Here is an 18,752-nt window from a genome sequence, read left to right on the forward strand (position 1 = left end):
GGGACTAAAAGTCCCATTTTTTATATTTCAATTTAGCAATAAATTAACTTAATTAACATTAATTCTTATTTTATTACGGTTAATTCCTTGTTATAAGAATTTAATATCTCACATCCATTATCAGTTACTAACACTAAGTCTTCTATTCTTACTCCTACTTCATTTGGTAAGTATATTCCTGGTTCAACAGAAAATATCATTCCCGGCTTTAGAATATCGATATTTGTAGATGAAACATCCCCTAAATCATGTACATCTATTCCAATGGAATGTCCTGTTCTATGAGTGAAATATTTACCATATCCAAAGGACTCTATATATTCTCTAGCAACTTTATCTATATCACAAAATCTAACACCAGGTTTTACACTATTAATAGCCCTTTTATTGGCCTCTAATACTATATTATAAATTTTTTTTGCATTATCAGAAACACTTTTATAAAAAACAGTTCTGGTCATATCAGAGCAATAGGAATTAAATCTACATCCAATATCTATAATTATACCTTCTCCCTCCTTTAAAATTGTATTATCTATTTCATGATGAGGATCTGAAGTGTTTTTCCCGTAAGCTAAAATCGGATCAAAAGAATATCCTTCTGCTCCTAAAGATTCATATATATTTAAAAGTTTTTCTCCTAATTTTTTCTCTGAATATTTTTTTGGAATAATTTTAATTATTTCTTCCATAGCCATATCATTTATCCTAGAAGCCTCTCTCATTAAATTTTTTTCTTCATAATCTTTACACATTCTAATTCTATCTATAATTACAGAAGCATTTACATATTCGCTTTCTTTATTTAATTCTATAAGTTTTAATAAAAATTTAGCAGGCCAGTTTTTATCTATACCTATAATTCCTTTTTTATCTATATGTTTACATAAAATCTCTACTGCATCATCGGTATCCTTAAATCTTATTTGTTCTAAATCTAAATTTTCACTTGTAGGAAATAATTCATTAATAAATAATTTATGCTGTCCATTTGTATTTAGATATAAAACAAGCATCCTTTCTCCTGGATATATCCATTGTCCAGTTAAATAAAATATAGATGCTGGATCTGAAATTATAATTTGGTTTATATTATTCTCTTTCATTGTTTCCAATGTTTTATTTAATCTGAAATTTTTCACTAAATATTCCCCTCTCTAACTAGTTTTATTGCAAAATTTATAACATGGCTTATTAAATAGTGTAACACTTTTTTTAAATATAAACAAAATAACTACTTAAATAATTAAAAGAGAAATTTTAAATATTAAGTCTTCTCTCCTATCATTCTTTAATTTACAATTAAATTCTCTATATTTATTTTATTTTTTTGCGGTCCACTATTGATCAAAAATCTTGAGTTTTTTTAAGTTCAACTATCTCCTTTTGATTTATTGTATTGTGGAAATTATACCAATTATACATTTCCTTTGTTTCTTCTTTACTTAATCCAACTTCCTTAGAAGTTATACCACATCCAATTAACATATTTTGAGCTATTGTCACTACTAAAATTGATAAAACTATTCTTTTTAATTTTATTTAAATCCCCCTAAATTTATACACTTTTTAATTTTCACACATGGAAAGAGTACTTAATATATCATCTTTTAAATACATAAAATTTTTAAATCTCTAGGATATTTTTCTTGTATGGTATATTCCTTTTTTACTATACCTATATCTAAAATTATAATTCTATGTCCCAATAAAAGTGCCTCTTCTATATTATGGGTTATAAAAATTATTGCTTTTAGGGCTTTTTTATATAAGTTGATTATGTCCTGTTGTAAATACAATATAGTAAAATGATGTAATGCTGCAAAAGGTTCGTCCATAAACATCATATTGGGTTCATAAGATAATGTCCTTCCAATTTCAACTCTATAAGCCATACCACCTGATAATTCATAATGACAAAATTCTGAAAACTCCTCTAACTTCATAAGTTTTAAATATTTATTCTTTAAATGTTCATTTCTTTTTTAATTCAAATGATACTCATTTTTATAAAGTATTGTATCATTTTCAACATTCTTAGTGAAAATACCTTTTAAAATAATAAATAACTTATTTTTTAGATATAGGTTTTTATTATCAATTGATAATAATACTCAGAACTTATTTCCTGTTTAGTATTCACATTTCAAAGGTTTTAGAGTATAATGTTAATATAATTTTTATCAATTGAAAAGAGGTTTTCTTATGAATGAATATAAACTAGGAAAAAAAGTATCTTTAATAACCATATTACTAAACCTGCTCCTATGTATTTTTAAAGTTATTGCAGGAATATTTGGTAAAAGTAGTGCTATGATAGCCGATGGTATTCATACATTATCAGATGTAATAACAACAGTTATGGTAATTATAGGATTAAAAGTATCTAGCAAGAAAGAAGATGAATGTCATCCTTATGGGCATGAAAAGTTTGAACCTATTTGTGCAAAAATAATAAGTGCTTTATTATTTTTAACAGGTATTTTTATAGCTTATGAGGGTTTTAAAGTTTTATATAAAGGAAATTTCACTACCCCAGGTAAAATTGCTTTAATAGCCGCAATAATATCTATAATAACAAAAGAATTAATGTATAGATACACTATAAAAACAGCTAAAAGAATCAAAAGTGTTTCTATGGAAGCAGATGCATGGCATCATAGATCTGATGCATTTTCATCTATAGGAACATTTGCAGGTATTTTGGGAGCACGTATAGGACTTAAAATATTAGATCCTATAACTAGTATCCTAGTTAGCTTATTTATAATAAAAGTAGGGATAGAATTCTACCTAAAGTCCATAAAAGAATTGGTAGATAGTTCTGCTGATAAAGAAATAATTGAAAAAATTAAAGAAAAAACTTTAACAATCAGTGGGGTTGAAGAAATTCACAATTTAAAAACTAGAAATTTCGGTAGCAAAATATATGTAGACATAGAAATTTCTATTGATAGTAAATTAAGCGTTGAAAAAAGTCATGAAATAGCCACTAAAGTGCATGATACTTTAGAAAGAGATATTAATAATATAAAACATTGTATGGTTCATGTTGAGCCTTATTATCTTAAATAATTATATATAAATTAATAAGACTAGCTTAAATTAAAATGATTTAAGTTAGTCTTTTATGTATTTAAACTTAATTTTTAACTCATTAGATTCAAAATACAAAATCGCTATGCTTATTGGTAAATTAAACCTCTTAGGTCCTGCACCCCCAGGGTTTATAAATAATACATTATCTTTTTCCATTTTGCAAGCTATATGAGAATGTCCAACTACAACTATATCAACACCAGCCACTTTTAAATCAATATCTAAAGTATTAATATCATGTATAATATATATACACTTTCCTTGAAACTCAATCATTTCTGAAAAGGGTAATATCTTTTTTAAATTACCTTTATCACAGTTTCCTCTCACACTTATTACTTTACTTATTTTATTTAATTCATTTAATATATCTTCATTACCCATGTCACCCGCATGAATTATTAGATTCACCCCCTTTAATTCTTTTATAAATTCCTTTCTCAAAAGTCCATGGGTATCTGAAATAATCCCTATTTTTTTATTCTTCATATTTCCCTCCAATTTAAATATAATAAAACTTATAGTAAAAGATTTAACCTAAATAAAAATTATATAATATAAAGTTTTATATTATATATATTAAAATTTTATTATTGTCTATACTAAATGCACAGTTCCATTATACAATAATAAACTATTAATAAAAAACTTTACTGGGGATAAAATAATATATGTTTAAAAAATAGATAGTAAAAATTATACTCTTACTATCTATTTAAAATATATTATTTTATATTTTTTCTTCTTTACAAATACTTACACTAAACATATATAAGTACATTTCAACACACACTGCTATAAAATATATAAAAATCAATCCTATAAAAGTACTTTTAATTCCAATATTTAGTTCTGTTATTAAACCTATTAAACTGCCTACAGCTAATATTTGTACAAAATATTTTTTCCCAATTACTATTCCCTTTTTAAGCGCCTCCATAGGACTTTTATCATAATAAATTAAGTATGCCTTACAAGGTGTTAATATAACAGTAACATATAATAATGCAATAAATACAATAGGTATAAATATAACGCAAGATCCTATAAGCAGTATTCCTATAGAAATAGCATAAATAATTATATTTAATGCTAAATATCTTAAATAATATCTTAAACTTTCTTTAAAAGTTATACCATAATTTATATAGTTTTTATCCACTAGCTCTTTTATCCCTAACATTAAAATTGAATAAAATAATGATCCAACAAATAAATATAGTAGCATATTTATAGAATCAGTTTTTAAAAACTCTATAATAACCGAAAAATTTCCCCATATATTTTCTGTTACTTCTAATACATCATAGATATCATGTTTAAAATCTAGCATTTTAACTTCAATTAGAACTTGTAATAAAATAAATGGTAATAAAAATTTAAATCCTTTTATATATTTATTCCAAACTTTCTTACACAAAAAAACTCCCCCTTATTTTATATTTACTTATTTTAGTAACCTTATATAAATCAAACTTCTACTTTTTTTATATTCTTTAAGTTAAGATAAATCAAAATCATACTTAAAATAACAGCTATAATAAAACTATTGAAACCACCTAAAAAATTTAATATAACAGTCTTATGTCTTGTATTAACGCTTATAAAAATTAATAAAATAATAATATTTAAAGTAAAATTTAAACTTTTAAATCTATTAAGAATCTTTCTACTAATTTTCCCCCTCCTATTTTTACTCACCATAATCTTTATGATTAAACAATGTATAAAACTAGTTATAAAAATTATATATATACAATTGATAGCCATTGAACAAATAAATCCATATAAATTTCTATTTATCAACACAGAAAAATATCCAAAACTTTCATACTTTATTAAATTTATTACAGAAATTATTAAAGAAAAAATTATAGTTTTTATATTACTTTTAATTACTATTTTCATATAAATTTTTTTTCTTGTATAACCTAAAGTTAAAAATATTTTTAACTCTTTAGATATCTTTTCATAATCATAAAAAAATTTATTTACACAAAAATACACTAACAAAAAACTAACTACATTCCTTTGAAAATCACTAATTCCATCATAAAAATTATAAATAAATATTGTACCAAACCACCAATATAAAACTGAAAACATTATTAAAGTAAAAGGAAAACCTATATCATTAATTTCCTTTAATATATTAAACTTCAAATTTTTATCTTTAAATAAATTCATATCCCCTCCTAAATCTCAGCTTTAAGTAATAATTTATAATTAATAAAGGAAAATAGAATGCTCACTAAAACCAATACTAAAATCTTTTGTATAGGATTAATAGATATAAAATTTATCACTGGCAAAAATATTTTCTTTGCAATATTTTCTACCACAGAGGTGCGTGAAAAAATTAATATAAATACCATAATACTCAAAAATTTTTCCCCGTATTTTTGTAAAAACTTAATAGTAATCGTACTTATATTTATAAGCTTTATAAAAGAGTCTATAAAAAACATATAAATAAAATTTAAAATTAATAGCATAGTATATCCATTTATATTTTTACTTATAGAAAAACCAGAATAGTTAAACTCCTTATGGCTAATTAATGCCATAACTTGCAAACAAGTAATTACGCTAAAGATAATGCTTATAAAAATTATTAACACCATATAGTTTTTATAAAAATTTTTCCTTGTATCTCCCATACTTATTGCCACCTTAAACCCTTTAATAAATCCACTATCTGGTATATATAATGGAATAAATATAATCAGTCCAATTCCAGCTAAAAACCCGGAAAAATCTCCCTTAGTATCCTGAATGTAAATAACTAATAAAAAGGAAACAAAGAATAGCATAACTAATTTTATAATATATTGTATATTAAACATAAGTATTTTTATGGTTCTAATTAAAGTATATTTATTTATCTGCTCCATAGTTTCACCTACTTTAGAATATTTTTAGAGGATACCATATTGACAAATAGCTTTTGAAGGGGCATATTCTCAACTTTAAAACCCATATTTTCCAGTTCCTTTTTCTTTCCATAGCTAATCTTTTCAAAAACAGCTAAATTTAAATATCCTCCTACTTCCTCACTATTTATTAAGTTTAAATCCTTACATACTTCCTTTAATTTTTCCTTTTCTCCAGATACATAAAAAGCTTTTTCTTTTAATATATCTACTTCTTCACAAAGAACTAATTTGCCCTTATCCATTATTATTAAATTTTCGAAAAGTTTACTTACCTCATCTAAATAGTGAGTAGAAAATATAATACATCTGGGGTTTTTTTCATAATCTTCTAATAATATTTTATAAAACTCTTCTCTTGCTACAGGATCTAATCCTAAATATGTTTCATCATAAATAGTTATTGGCGCCCTACTGGCAAGTCCTATTATTACATTTACCATTGCCTTCATACCCTTAGATAAATCTGAATAAGAACATTTAGTTCTAATATTAAATTCAGTAACCAATCTATTTTTAAAATCCTCATCCCAGTTTTCCTGAAATGTTTTAGTGATATCAAATAAATCTCCTGCACTCATAGTAGGCAAAAAATTTTCCCCACTAGATACTAAACAAATCTTTGGTAATATTTTTTCATTTTCAAAGGGGTTTTCCCCAAATACTTTAATTTCTCCAGAGCTTTTAATATAATGACAAGCTATAGTTTTTAATAAGGTAGTCTTTCCTGCTCCATTTCTCCCAACTAGTCCATATATCTTATTTTCTTCAATATCAACAGAAAATTCATCTAAGGCCTTTATCCAATTGCTTTGAAAGGTTTTGCTTAATTTTTTTATCTCTATTGCTTTTGACATATTCTTTCCCCCTAACTTTAATAAAACTATTAAATCTCTACTTTTTTCAAAATAAAATAACTTCCTAATAAATTAAATACAATTAAAATTAATAATCCTATAAACATATCTGATATAACAGCAAACTTAATTATACCCTCTTCTTTATATATTCCATAAAATATAAGTACAGCTCTTAATACTCCCGCCAGTATTGGATACTCGCTTAAAGAATAAATTTCAATAAACATTCCTGCACTAGTTAACGCATAAATTAATATATACAGCAGTATAATATATGAAATTTTATCTATTATAGTAAATCCACTAATATTTATTTTAAATTTTATAATTGTTCCTGCCAATAATAGAGTAATAATGAAGCTAGCTATAAAACAGTATATAATTTTATTTATATACTATTTTTTTCTACTAGATCCAAAACTTATAGATAATTTAAATAGCTTATTATTACTCTCTACCCATACAATAATCAAAAGTGCAAAATTAATTAAGTATTGCCTATTTTTAATTGAAAATATTAAGGATGCTAATATTATTAAAATATAATAACTTATATTTTTTATATTAATTCTTAACATTTTAAAGTAAAAACCTCTCATACCCTCACACCCTTTATATGCTATATTAATTTATTTCTACAGTAGGTAATACTTTATAACTAAGAACTATATTAACTAAAGTAATTGTTAAAGTAATATATATGCCTTGTAAAATATCAGTTCCAGTTTTTAATATAATGAAACTATCGGAAAAAATAAAGTAAATAGAATAAACTAGTATAAAAAATATATTTAGTGCCTCATATTGGCTTACAGATAATATGTCTATAAGCATTGCAGAGGTAATAACAGCTAGAGTAGATAGAAATAAAAATATAAATACTATTATATTGAAATTATCGCTTATTATTTTACAATTAATATAGTTAAATTTCACATTTAATATTAATGCAATTACAAGTATTATAAAACTACATAAAATACAATATAATAATCGACTAATATAATATTTTTTTCTACTGCACCCTGTTGAAATAAAGAATTTTATTATGCTTTTATTTGCTTCTATTAAAATAATAATTATTGCTGCCACCCTTCCAATAAAATTAAAAGATAGCATTAAAGCTCCTAATATTATTAAAAAAATTATATAACTCTTTCCTTTGATTTTTAGCATCGCTTTAAAAATTCTTTCCATGTTATCACCCCCTATAACCTATAATCATGTCTATAATATCCTTCTTAGAAATCCCAATTTTCTCCCCCTCTTTTAAAGTTTCTAATATATACTCATTAAAAAAATTTTTCCTTCTTTTTTCCTTTATATAATCTTTGGCACTATCCTTTACAAACATACCCATCCCTCGTTTTTTATAAAGAATCCCCTCTTTAACTAATATATTTAGTCCCTTTCTGGATGTAGCTGGATTTATTCCATAAACTTGAGAAAATTGAGTTGTAGACATAACCTGCTCCCCTTCTTTTACTATATCATTTAATATATCATCTTCTATTCCCTCTGCTATTTGTATGTATATTGGTTTACTATCATCAAGTATAAGCTTCACAAAATATCTCACCTCCTATATTAATATTGCATCTTTAGTTAAATGGTTAATTACTTATATAACTAACTATATATGGTTTCTATTGTTTTGTCAATAAAATAAACATCTAGAAATAAAAATATTTTCTAGATGTTTATTTATAATATCTATTACTCCTTTAATAAATCAAAAATTATATCATATATAAAATCTCCAGTGTAACTAGTACAACCATAGTCTATTAATACATATTCATCCTGTATTTTCCCCCATGAAGTTATACTATATATATCTTCTCTTAACAGTAAAAACTTATTTGTAAGATTTTCAATATCCTCTATAGCATTTTTCTCTTTTCTTAATTTTTCAATTTTCACCTTATGTTTATTAAGACTATCCGCAATAGGTTCTGCCCTTCTCATAATAATAAATCTTGGTTTAAAATATATTATAGGGCAAAGATATTTTTTAAGTTTCCTATCCACATGGTTATATACATAGTTTTCTACCATATTTTGATAATGACCTTCTGCTCCTTTTGCCACCTTTATTACATATTTATCATTTAAAGCATAGACTTTTCTACTAATACCTTCCCCCAAATACTTATATCTTTTACTTATAGATTTGTTGCTTAAAGAATATATTTCTTTTAAGAAGCTTTTTTCACTATCTTTATTCATAAATTCTACAACTCCCATATATACTTATACTTATAAAATATGTAATTATTTTTATAAATGCTAATGATAAAAGAGCTGTATTAAAACTTAATTCTAATACAACTCTTTTATTATTTTATGGAATCTAATATTTTTTTTAAAACCTCTTCTGAAATATTGCCATTTAGTACATAGTAATCCCCATCTATATTCTTATTTATTTTATATTCTTTTAAAAAGCTAGCCTTAGTCTTTATACTTTCCCATGTTTCCTTATTTATCTTTTCTATATTAAAATAATACTCCCCATTTTTATACTTTATCTGTACTAATTCTTCCTTTTCTTTTTTATTAACATTTATATACTCTAAACTATATCCCATTGGTAAATATGATGGTAACTTTAATTTACCCTTCCGATCTTTTTCAATTTTTTTGTTTTTCTCATCTACTTTTAAAGAGTTTATTAATTTATTTTCTGGATTTGATATTTTCTTATCTTTTTTAGTATCAGGTTTGTTTAAACAAATATTATTTTCTTTAGGTTTCTTTAAACTATATTTTTTGTTTTTACCATCATGTATTTTATTTTCATCCCCTTTAGACAGTTCAGTTGTTTTTTGTATAATATCACTATTTACCTGCTTACTATCTTTTTTAGTTTTCTGATTATTTTTAAATTCATTGTATGTAATTTCTCCAATGGGCTTTACTAATTTTGCTTCCTTTTTTTCTTTAATTGCGTAATTATTTTTATCCCCATAAAAATTATAATAATAAAAGAAGTATCCAAACGTAAACATTGCTATAATGCCACATAGTACCACTGATCCTACAAAATATTTCTTACAAATCAAAAATTTCTTTGGAACTTTGTTGATAGCCTTACATTTCTCCAAAGTTTTATTCTTTAAATCCTCTGTTAGATATATATGCTGTAACCCTTTATCTATAATTTCTTTTATCTCCTTATCCATCAAATTGAATCTTCCCATCCATAACATTTTTAAGCATCTGTCTTCCTCTATATAATCTGCTTCTTACCGTTCCTTCTGGTATCTGTAAAATATTAGATATCTCTACTGTAGAAAATTCTTCATAATAGTATAGTAATATTGGTTCTTTATATTTATTTGGCAAATCCATTATATTTTTTAAAATCTCTTTTCTTCTCATTTTATTTATAACTTCATCCTCAATAACTTCTTGAGAAATCAAATTTGTTTCTTCCTTTTCTTCCCAAAATATAATTTTTTTAACCCAAGAACTTTTAAGAATATCTTTACAAGCATTTACAGTAATACTAATAACCCAACTCTTTTCATTCTCTAAATTATCTACCTTATGTATATTTTTATATATCTTTATAAATACTTCTTGAAAAATATCCTCTGCCTTATTTTTATCCTTTAAATATAGATACGCAATTTTAAGAACATCATTACCATATTGATCTATAAGTCTTTCAATTTCCTTATCCATATTGTCCATCAAGCCAACCCATCCTAGACCGTTTTGTACATCATTATAATACTTAACTTTTTATAATTATCTTTTTTAAATCTCCTCCTTCTAATAATACAAGTTTACACTAATTTCCCCTTAACTTCTAATTCATTTCCTATACATATATTAAACGATTCTTATATACATTACGCTTCAATTATTTTCTATAAAATATAATAAATTTACCTTTAATTTAAAATTGTAATATTAATATTAGAAATTGGTAAAGCTAAGATAGATTAATTTTATAAAAGGGAGTGTTTATATATGCAAGGAAAAGTCTATTCTTTTAGAAATGAAAATGGTGAATTAGTAAAATTCACTGTAAAAGAATACCTGGAATTAAATAAAAATGAATATATTTTAATGTCACCAGAAAATGATAAGTCTCATATAGACGTATATAAATTTAATTATAGTCATGGAAATGAAGCCTTAGAACTAGTGGAGGACGAACAAGAACTTTCAAAAATTAAATCTCTTTCCAAAGTCATATAATAAAAAAGGACGGTGCATGACCGTCCTTTTTTATTATATTCTATTATCTATCCATCTTATTATATCATTTATAATGTCATCTCTTTCTTCCTTTTCATTTAAAATTTCGTGATAACATCTATGATATATTTTTAATGTTTTATCTGTAGACTTTATATTTGAAAACAACCATTTTGAGGCCTCTGGAATGACAATCTTATCTTCTTCTCCATGTATTATCAAGCTAGGATAATTATACTCACTTACATTCTTATTTATAAAACTAGCTCCCTTTATAAATGCTTCTCCCAGTAATTTCACAGTAGTTTCTTCTAATACTAAAGGATCCTCATCATACTGTTTCACTATATCTTCATCTCTACATAATAATTTACTTAAACTATTGGGTACCTTTTCCATTGGGAACTTTTCAAAGTAACTGTCTTTTTTTATATCATCAAAAATAGGCATCTCCATGACTGCTGCACCAGACAATATTTGTCCACGTAATTTTGTGGGATATTTAATTCCATACCCAGTAGTTATAAAACCACCCATACTATGACCAAACATAAATATTGGTAAACTTTCATTTTCCTCCTTTGCCATATCCACTATCCTATTTGCATCCTCAAAAAAGTCCTCAAAACTATCAACATATCCTCTTTCGCCCTCAGATTTACCATGTCCTCTATTATCAAATCTGTAAACACCATACCCTACCTCATTTAGTTTTTTTGTAAAATAATCATATCTTCCTAAATGTTCACACAATCCATGGACTATTACCACTATACCCTTTACCTTATCTGGGATATCCTTTGTATAAAACATCTCTATACCATCAAAAGATTTGATTTTATTTTCTAAATGCATGCTCATAAAAATCACCTCTCTTAATTATTCATTCTACAGACTAAAAAAAAATCCTGTTTTAATTTAATAAATTATCTAATAATTTATTTTTACTTTGGAAATGAAATTAAACTTATAAATTATATGGTTCTTTCATAAACTGTTCATATTTTAACATTATAATGGTAAAAAATTAATGGTGAGTGTTTTTTATACTCACCATTATACTTTATAATAACTCTTTTCTTAATTGCTCAGGAGATTTAAATGACAAGTAAGCAAAAGGAATATCAAAAACTGTAACTGCACCTTTTTTTCCCTCTTGTGCTAATCTATTTACAGCCCTAGCATAAGCTACTAAAACGCTAGATGTAAATTCAGGATTACTATCCAATGTAAGACTAAATTCCATTCTTTGTTTATTTCCATCTCCAGTATTCCCTGTTCTAATTACAAAACCACCATGAGGCATACTAGAATGCTCCTTTTTAAATTCATTCTCATCTATAAAATATACTTTTGTATTATAATCTATAAAATAATTTGGCATATTCTTTATTGTAGACTCTATTTCCTTTAGATTGGACCCTTCTTCTGCTACAACATAGCAAACTCTTTCATGTTTTTCTCTTGTGCTTAGCTTAGGATTCTCTCCCGTTCTAACTTTATCAAGAGCTGATTTCAGTGGAACTGTATACTGAACAGCTTTTTTAACCCCTTCTATTCTTCTTACTGCATCAGAATGCCCCTGGCTTACACCTTTTCCCCAAAATGTATAATCCACTCCATCTGGTAAAATAGCTTCCCCTAAAATACGGTTTAATGAAAACAATCCTGGATCCCATCCTGTAGATATAAGACTTAAATTGCCAGTTTTTTTAGATATATTATTAATTTTCTCAAAGTAGTGTGGTATTTTAGCATGAGTATCAAAACTATCTACAGTATTAAATTGAGATGCCATTATGGGGCCCTGTTCTACTAAATCCGTGGCAGAACCTCCGCACAAAATCATAACATCAATTATTCCCTTATATAATTCTATTTTTGATATATGTACTAATTTAGAATTATTTTCATCAACCTCTTTTACATCTCTCCTTGTAAAAATAGCCTCTAGTTCCATATCTGAATTTTTATTTATGGCTTTTTCTACACCTTTACCCAAGTTACCATATCCTACAATTCCTATTTTTATTCTCTTATTCATATACTTCACCCCTAATATAATTTATACAAATTATATTATCAGATATTGATAGGTATTAACAACTCTTTTTTATATTCTTAGAAAAACCCTGCTATTTTTCTAGATTTTATTACTTTTTTCAACTTTATTAACTGTTATTTTATAAAAAGTTTGTAACTAATATAATAATTATGCTATAATTAGCTGAATAATTTAATATTTTAAATTTTATGGTGCAATAACGTTTATTGCTTAATAGGGAAATTGGTGAAATTCCAATACGGTCCCGCCACTGTAAATGGGAGTAAATCATTAATATACCACTGTTATGTTATTTTAATAATGGGAAGGTAATGGTTTACAATGATCTTAAGTCAGGAGACCTGCCATATTTTTATTACATATTTGCTCACGCGGATGAGGAGGTGTTTCTTATATTATTAATAAATATTAATATTTATTAATTTATTTCTGTCTTCTCCTATATGAGAAGATTTTTTTATTTTACAAATAAAAAATGGAGGATTGATTATGCATAAAATATTTTTTAATAAAAAAACTATATTAAATAAATTATTAATTCTTGTAATGGTATTATCCGTCAGTTTATCAGGTTGTGGAAGTAATACTAAAAATAGAACTGAGAAAACTGATAATAATAAAGAAATAATACTTGCTTCTCCTAGGGATATAACTTCTGGAAAAGAGAATATACATTTTACTAATGTTATTTCCTATGTTTGGGAACCACTAATTACTATGGATAAGAATGGACAACCTTCTCCTAAGTTAGCAACATCTTGGGAAATGTCTAAAGATGGTAAACAATGGACTTTTAAACTACAGCAAGGCGTTACTTTTCACAAAGGTGAAAAATTTAATGCTGATATAGTGGTTGCTAATTTTAATAGATATAAAAAACTTAAGAATGGTAAATCTAACTTTTATACTTTTAAGGTAGATAAAATATATAAAGGTCTAGTTGACTGTGTTAAAATTGATGACTACACTGTAACATTAACTTTTAAAAACCCACTTCCTACATTGCCATATAATATGGTTAACTTTGGTAGTCCAATATTCCATCCAAAGGACTTTGGTACAGATGGGAATTTTATAGTAGATATACCTAATGCCACTGGCCCTTTTAAGCTTAGTGAATATAAAAAAGATTCTTATTGCATCTTAGAGTCAAATGAAACATATTGGGGTGAAAAAGCCAAATCCAAAAAAATTAAAATTAAGACTATACCAGACGCCCAAACAAGATTTTCAGCTTTAAAATCCGGAGAAATTATGGGAGTCTTAGATTTAGGAGCAATCCCTCCTAATTTAGCTAAAGAACTTTTAAAAGATGATAAATTCCAAAGTTCTTACGAAAAATCCACTATTTCTCACTATCTTTATGCTAACGGAAATAAAGCTCCATTTAACAATGTAAAAATGAAACAAGCAATAAGCCTTGCTTTAGATAGAGATTTAATAGTTAACAAATTCTATAATGATTTTGGTAAACCAACACAAAACATTCTAAATTATACTTCTCCTTTCTATAATAATATAAAAGCAGAACATAACTTAGAAAAGGCAAAAAAATTATCTTCAGAAGTACTAAAGGGTAATACAATAAATATTAATCTTATAGTCCCTGCTCATTTAGTAAAGGCTTACCCTTATAAAGAAGAGGCAGAGTACATACAGTCAGCTTTAAAACCTCTAGGTTTAAATGTATCTATAATTAACTGTGAACTAGCTGCATCTAGAGAAATCGCTAAAAAAGGCGACTTCCATTTATTTATGGATAGACGTGGTCTACCAAACATGGAACCATATACAATACTTGAAACGCATATGAAAAGTACAGGTGATACAAATAAAGAATATAACCTAGGATATAGTAATTTTCATGTTGATGAGTTGTTATCTACAGCTACTAAAACTATGGATATGAAAAAAAGAAAAGATATATATAATAAACTTCAAAATATATCATCTATAGAACTTCCTACTATTCCACTTTTTAATGAAGTAAATTTAGTAGTATATAATAAGAAAGTTACTGGTCACGATGCTCTTATATATGGAACTACTCTTCCAAAACTTAAGTGGAGTAAATAAATGGAGTATTCTTTAAAATATATACTAAAAAAAATACTCCATTCTATTCCTATACTTATAGGGACTTCAATTATTTCTTTCACCTTAGGGGTATTAGCGCCGGGAGATCCGGCGCTTCAAATACTATCTATGGATGGTATAAACCAACCCACAGAAGAAGAATTACTAAATCTTAGGGAAGAAATGGGACTAAACGCTCCCCTTTATATACAATATGGAAGATGGGTAAAAAAAGCTTTGTCCTGTAACTTAGGAGAATCTTATATATCTGGCAAACCAGTATTTGATGAGTTAATTACAAGAATTCCAATATCTTTTTCCATAGCTTTATTTGCAGTAATTTTAGCAATATTAATTGGAATACCACTAGGAGTAATAATGGCAATAAAGTGCAATAGTTTTATTGATAATATAGGTAGAATTATATCTTTAATTTTTATCTCTATTCCAGGATTTTGGTTTGCATTTATACTTATAACTATTTTTTCAGAAAAGCTTAGAATCTTGCCCACTAGTGGTTTGGAAGGCTTTAAGAGCCTTATAATGCCCTCCTTTATATTAGCCTCAGGAACTATAGGAATAATAATGAGACTCACAAGAGCTAATATTTTAAAAGAACTGAATAAAAACTATATTTTAACTGCTAAGTCAAAAGGACTTCCATATAAAATTACAATTTTTAAACATGCACTTTTAAATTCCCTTTTACCCATAGTAACACTTATCGGCAACTACTTTGCTAGTATATTAGGTGGAACTGCAATAATTGAAAGTATCTTTTCTATTCCAGGCATGGGTAGATTTGTAATTGAGGGAATATTTAATAGAGATTATCCTGTAATACAAGGATATGTATTATTTACAGGTACTGTTTATATAGTGTTTAATTTACTTATTGACTTATCTTATCTTATTTTAAACCCTAAAATAAGACTAGGGGGTGGGTCTTAATATGAGAATATATAGATTTGCTATTATAACTTTAATTATAATTCTATTATTTACTATATTTGCTCCACTAATCTCTCCTTATGATCCTATAAAAGTAAACATGGCAAATACTCTAGCCCCTGCTTGTATGGACCACTTATTAGGTACTGATTCTTTAGGTAGAGATGTTTTTAGTAGACTACTTTACGGTGGTAGAAGTTCTATCCTTTTATCTATTATAGCTTCTATAGTAACTATGATTTTAGGTTTTATAGTTGGGATAATATCAGGATACTATGGTGGAAAATTAGACTCCTTTATACAAGTGATAGTAAATATATTACAATCTATCCCATCAATGAGTTTTATGGTTGCCATAATAGGTATAATGGGCCCCAGTATAAAAAGCATAATTTTATCTGTGGTTATTACATCTTGGGCAGGTTTTTCTAGAATAGTACGTAGTGAAGTTTTAAGCATACGTGTAGAAGATTATATTGAAGGTGCTAAATCTATCGGTGCATTAGACTTTTATATAATATTGCATCATATAATCCCCAATATAATAGGTCCCTTTATAGTTATATTTACTGTAAAAATAGGTAAAGTTATATTATCTATAGCAAGTCTTAGCTTTTTAGGATTGGGATTACAACCTCCTACCCCTGATTGGGGAATAATGATAAACGATGCGAGAACATATTATCTTAGCAATCCAATTTTACTAATAGCTCCCGGAGTTGTTATTATGCTTTTAAGCTTAAGTATTAATATTCTAGGGGATTTTGCACGTGATTATTTTGACAAGGGTACAAATAATTTTAGTAAATACATATAAATGAGGTAATTTGAATGACATTAGATATAAAGATAAAAAACTTAAATGTATCATTTTTAACTAATGAAGGAACTGTACAAACAGTGGATGATATTTCCTTAAAATTAGAAATGGGAAAAGTTTTAGGACTTATAGGTGAAACAGGTAGCGGGAAATCTGTACTAGGACTTTCAATATTAAATTTATTACCTAGTAATGCATGCGTTTCGGGCGAAATTTTTTATAAAAATATTAACCTATTATCATTAAATAAAAAATTAATAAGAAACTTCCGTGGGAAAGACATTGCGTTTATCCCACAAAATCCTGGTACTGCTTTAAATCCAATAATGAAAGTCGGAAATCAGATAGGTGAAGGAGTAAAGATTTCTAAAGAAATTAAAGAATCAAAAGTACTTAATTTACTACAAAGATTTCTTCTTTCACCTCCTGGTAAAATTAAAAACTCTTATCCTTTCGAGCTTAGTGGTGGTATGAAACAAAGAGTATTAGCCTCTATAGGAATCTTTAATAATCCTAATTGGATTATTGCAGATGAACCTACAAAAGGACTTGATGCTATAGTACGTCAGCAAGTATATGAAACTTTACATAAAATAACTAGTAACACTGATTGTGGTATGCTTTTAATTACTCATGACTTAATCCTCTCTAAAAACTTATGTAATACTATAGCCGTTATGTATGCTTCTGATATAATTGAAATTGGGAAAACATCTGAAGTTCTAGAAAATTCTAAGCATCCTTACACAAAAGGACTTATATTATCCCAACCCCATAAAGGATTAAAACCTATGTATGGATTTGCCCCTAGCCTTATTAATCCACCTAAAGGATGTAAATTCTATACCAGGTGCCCTAATAAAATGGATATTTGTTCATTAAAAAAACCTGATTTTTATAAAACAAAGGATGGTTCTAAGGTGAGGTGTTTTTTATTTGATAAAAGTAAATAACTTAACTAAAATCTATAAAAAAAATAACTTAAAGGGAACCAATTTTTTAGCTTTAGATGATGTTTCTATACATATAAAGCAGGGAGTTACCCTTGGCCTTATAGGTGAAAGTGGTTGTGGTAAATCCACTCTTGGTAGAGCAATACTTAAACTTATTTCTTTGGATAAAGGTATGATATATTTTAATAATATTGATATAACAAAATACTCTCAAAAGGACATGATAGCCTTAAGAAAAGATATGCAAATAATATTTCAACATCCTGATACATCTTTAAATCCTAGCAAAACTATATTGTTTAGTCTCTTTGAACCTATTTTAATACACAAATTAATGAATAAAAATGATGCACTTTTAGAAATTAAAAAATACCTAACATACGTTGGGTTAAAAGAGGAACTTTTAAGTAGATATCCTCACCAGCTAAGTGGTGGTCAAATACAAAGAATTGCGCTAGCAAGAGCACTTATTTTGAAACCTAAATTTATAGTTTTAGATGAAGCAACTTCTATGTTAGATGTATCCGTTCAAGCACAAATTATTGAACTTTTAAATAAAATAAAAAAAGAATTAAGTGTAACTTACTTATTTATTTCACATGATTTAGATCTAGTTAATAACTTTTGTGATGAAGTAGCTGTTATGCATAAAGGTAATATAATTGAAAAAGGAAAAGTTTCTAAAATTTATAATAACGCTACAAATGATTACACAAAAAAATTAATAGAAGCCTTTAAAATTTTGGCAAAATAATTATTAAAAAAAATGGGTAATTATATAAA

General features: G+C 26.2%; 24 protein-coding genes and 1 riboswitch. Of the genes, 7 read left to right on the forward strand and 17 right to left on the reverse strand.

The genetic code is table 11. From position 1 onward, the window contains the following. Window positions 1-65 precede the first annotated feature (65 nt). From EJL03_RS05615 to EJL03_RS05620, 3 genes are all read right to left on the reverse strand, one after another. On the reverse strand, window positions 66-1,142 hold the full coding sequence (locus EJL03_RS05615; RefSeq protein WP_125152989.1) for a M24 family metallopeptidase: 1,077 nt from the start codon (window positions 1,140-1,142) through the stop codon (window positions 66-68). Window positions 1,143-1,347: 205 nt separating this feature from the next. Then, complete coding sequence (locus EJL03_RS15990) at window positions 1,348-1,488, reverse strand: hypothetical protein (RefSeq protein WP_164509007.1); 141 nt, start codon at window positions 1,486-1,488, stop codon at window positions 1,348-1,350. Between the two features lie 122 nt (window positions 1,489-1,610). Continuing rightward, entirely contained in the window at window positions 1,611-1,946 is a 336-nt protein-coding gene (locus EJL03_RS05620; protein ID WP_125152990.1) for an ATP-binding cassette domain-containing protein, read from the reverse strand. A 259-nt stretch (window positions 1,947-2,205) separates the two neighbouring features. Between EJL03_RS05620 and EJL03_RS05625 the strand changes: the two genes are divergently transcribed. Continuing rightward, on the forward strand, window positions 2,206-3,075 hold the full coding sequence (locus tag EJL03_RS05625; RefSeq protein WP_125152991.1) for a cation diffusion facilitator family transporter: 870 nt from the start codon (window positions 2,206-2,208) through the stop codon (window positions 3,073-3,075). Window positions 3,076-3,120: 45 nt separating this feature from the next. Here EJL03_RS05625 and EJL03_RS05630 read toward each other — a convergent pair whose 3' ends face one another. The 12 genes from EJL03_RS05630 to EJL03_RS05685 form a co-directional block, all read right to left on the reverse strand. Continuing rightward, the gene (locus EJL03_RS05630; RefSeq protein ID WP_125152992.1) at window positions 3,121-3,588 is read right to left on the reverse strand and encodes a metallophosphoesterase family protein; all 468 of its coding nucleotides are present in this window, start codon (window positions 3,586-3,588) and stop codon (window positions 3,121-3,123) included. A 241-nt stretch (window positions 3,589-3,829) separates the two neighbouring features. Beyond that, on the reverse strand, window positions 3,830-4,519 hold the full coding sequence (locus EJL03_RS05635; protein WP_125152993.1) for a hypothetical protein: 690 nt from the start codon (window positions 4,517-4,519) through the stop codon (window positions 3,830-3,832). Window positions 4,520-4,569: 50 nt separating this feature from the next. Then, window positions 4,570-5,286, reverse strand: coding sequence for a hypothetical protein (locus EJL03_RS05640; RefSeq protein ID WP_125152994.1), 717 nt, complete (start codon window positions 5,284-5,286; stop codon window positions 4,570-4,572). Window positions 5,287-5,294: 8 nt separating this feature from the next. Continuing rightward, a complete protein-coding gene (locus EJL03_RS05645; RefSeq protein ID WP_125152995.1) occupies window positions 5,295-5,993 on the reverse strand; it encodes a hypothetical protein in 699 nt (232 codons plus the stop codon). An 8-nt stretch (window positions 5,994-6,001) separates the two neighbouring features. Further along, window positions 6,002-6,889 carry an ATP-binding cassette domain-containing protein gene (locus tag EJL03_RS05650; protein WP_125152996.1) on the reverse strand — a complete coding sequence of 296 codons (888 nt, stop codon included), beginning with the start codon at window positions 6,887-6,889 and terminating at the stop codon, window positions 6,002-6,004. Window positions 6,890-6,918: 29 nt separating this feature from the next. Further along, window positions 6,919-7,233 carry a hypothetical protein gene (locus EJL03_RS05655; RefSeq protein WP_125152997.1) on the reverse strand — a complete coding sequence of 105 codons (315 nt, stop codon included), beginning with the start codon at window positions 7,231-7,233 and terminating at the stop codon, window positions 6,919-6,921. Window positions 7,234-7,287: 54 nt separating this feature from the next. After that, window positions 7,288-7,491: a hypothetical protein gene (locus EJL03_RS05660; RefSeq protein WP_125152998.1), complete on the reverse strand. Its 204-nt coding sequence runs from the start codon at window positions 7,489-7,491 to the stop codon at window positions 7,288-7,290. A 25-nt stretch (window positions 7,492-7,516) separates the two neighbouring features. Then, window positions 7,517-8,089 carry a hypothetical protein gene (locus EJL03_RS05665; protein WP_125152999.1) on the reverse strand — a complete coding sequence of 191 codons (573 nt, stop codon included), beginning with the start codon at window positions 8,087-8,089 and terminating at the stop codon, window positions 7,517-7,519. 4 nt (window positions 8,090-8,093) lie between these two features. Further along, the gene (locus EJL03_RS05670) at window positions 8,094-8,459 is read right to left on the reverse strand and encodes a GntR family transcriptional regulator (RefSeq protein ID WP_125153000.1); all 366 of its coding nucleotides are present in this window, start codon (window positions 8,457-8,459) and stop codon (window positions 8,094-8,096) included. 149 nt (window positions 8,460-8,608) lie between these two features. Further along, window positions 8,609-9,121: a hypothetical protein gene (locus EJL03_RS05675; RefSeq protein WP_125153001.1), complete on the reverse strand. Its 513-nt coding sequence runs from the start codon at window positions 9,119-9,121 to the stop codon at window positions 8,609-8,611. Window positions 9,122-9,231: 110 nt separating this feature from the next. Next, on the reverse strand, window positions 9,232-10,095 hold the full coding sequence (locus EJL03_RS05680; RefSeq protein ID WP_164509008.1) for a hypothetical protein: 864 nt from the start codon (window positions 10,093-10,095) through the stop codon (window positions 9,232-9,234). Next, window positions 10,070-10,591 (reverse strand): sigma-70 family RNA polymerase sigma factor, encoded by a 522-nt coding sequence (locus tag EJL03_RS05685; RefSeq protein WP_243108670.1) that lies wholly within the window; start codon window positions 10,589-10,591, stop codon window positions 10,070-10,072. Before EJL03_RS05685 ends, EJL03_RS05680 begins: the two co-directional genes overlap by 26 nt. Before the next feature lie 282 nt (window positions 10,592-10,873). Here EJL03_RS05685 and EJL03_RS05690 point away from each other — a divergent pair, with 282 nt between their 5' ends. After that, window positions 10,874-11,104, forward strand: coding sequence for a DUF1292 domain-containing protein (locus EJL03_RS05690; protein ID WP_125153003.1), 231 nt, complete (start codon window positions 10,874-10,876; stop codon window positions 11,102-11,104). Window positions 11,105-11,137: 33 nt separating this feature from the next. Here the strand turns inward: EJL03_RS05690 and EJL03_RS05695 are convergent, their stop codons facing one another. Beyond that, window positions 11,138-11,965 (reverse strand): alpha/beta hydrolase, encoded by an 828-nt coding sequence (locus tag EJL03_RS05695; RefSeq protein WP_125153004.1) that lies wholly within the window; start codon window positions 11,963-11,965, stop codon window positions 11,138-11,140. A gap of 202 nt (window positions 11,966-12,167) precedes the next feature. Then, on the reverse strand, window positions 12,168-13,148 hold the full coding sequence (locus tag EJL03_RS05700) for a diaminopimelate dehydrogenase (RefSeq protein ID WP_125153005.1): 981 nt from the start codon (window positions 13,146-13,148) through the stop codon (window positions 12,168-12,170). A gap of 193 nt (window positions 13,149-13,341) precedes the next feature. After that, window positions 13,342-13,532, forward strand: a riboswitch (cobalamin riboswitch). Window positions 13,533-13,658: 126 nt separating this feature from the next. On the opposite strand from EJL03_RS05700, the gene EJL03_RS05705 reads away from it, so the two are divergent. From EJL03_RS05705 to EJL03_RS05725, 5 genes are read left to right on the forward strand one after another with little or no spacing between them, the layout of a single operon-like run. Continuing rightward, window positions 13,659-15,245, forward strand: coding sequence for an ABC transporter substrate-binding protein (locus tag EJL03_RS05705; RefSeq protein ID WP_125153006.1), 1,587 nt, complete (start codon window positions 13,659-13,661; stop codon window positions 15,243-15,245). Beyond that, window positions 15,246-16,196, forward strand: coding sequence for an ABC transporter permease (locus EJL03_RS05710; protein WP_125153007.1), 951 nt, complete (start codon window positions 15,246-15,248; stop codon window positions 16,194-16,196). It abuts the gene before it with no gap. Window position 16,197: 1 nt separating this feature from the next. Further along, entirely contained in the window at window positions 16,198-17,013 is an 816-nt protein-coding gene (locus EJL03_RS05715; RefSeq protein WP_125153008.1) for an ABC transporter permease, read from the forward strand. 14 nt (window positions 17,014-17,027) lie between these two features. Next, entirely contained in the window at window positions 17,028-17,969 is a 942-nt protein-coding gene (locus EJL03_RS05720; protein WP_125153009.1) for an ABC transporter ATP-binding protein, read from the forward strand. Continuing rightward, entirely contained in the window at window positions 17,953-18,723 is a 771-nt protein-coding gene (locus EJL03_RS05725; protein WP_125153010.1) for an ABC transporter ATP-binding protein, read from the forward strand. The genes EJL03_RS05720 and EJL03_RS05725 overlap by 17 nt, the downstream gene beginning before the upstream one ends. The last annotated feature ends 29 nt before the right edge of the window (window positions 18,724-18,752 follow it).

It is taken from the genome of Clostridium rectalis, from assembly GCF_900626095.1.
Taxonomy (GTDB): Bacteria; Bacillota; Clostridia; order Clostridiales; family Clostridiaceae; genus Clostridium_AS; species Clostridium_AS rectalis.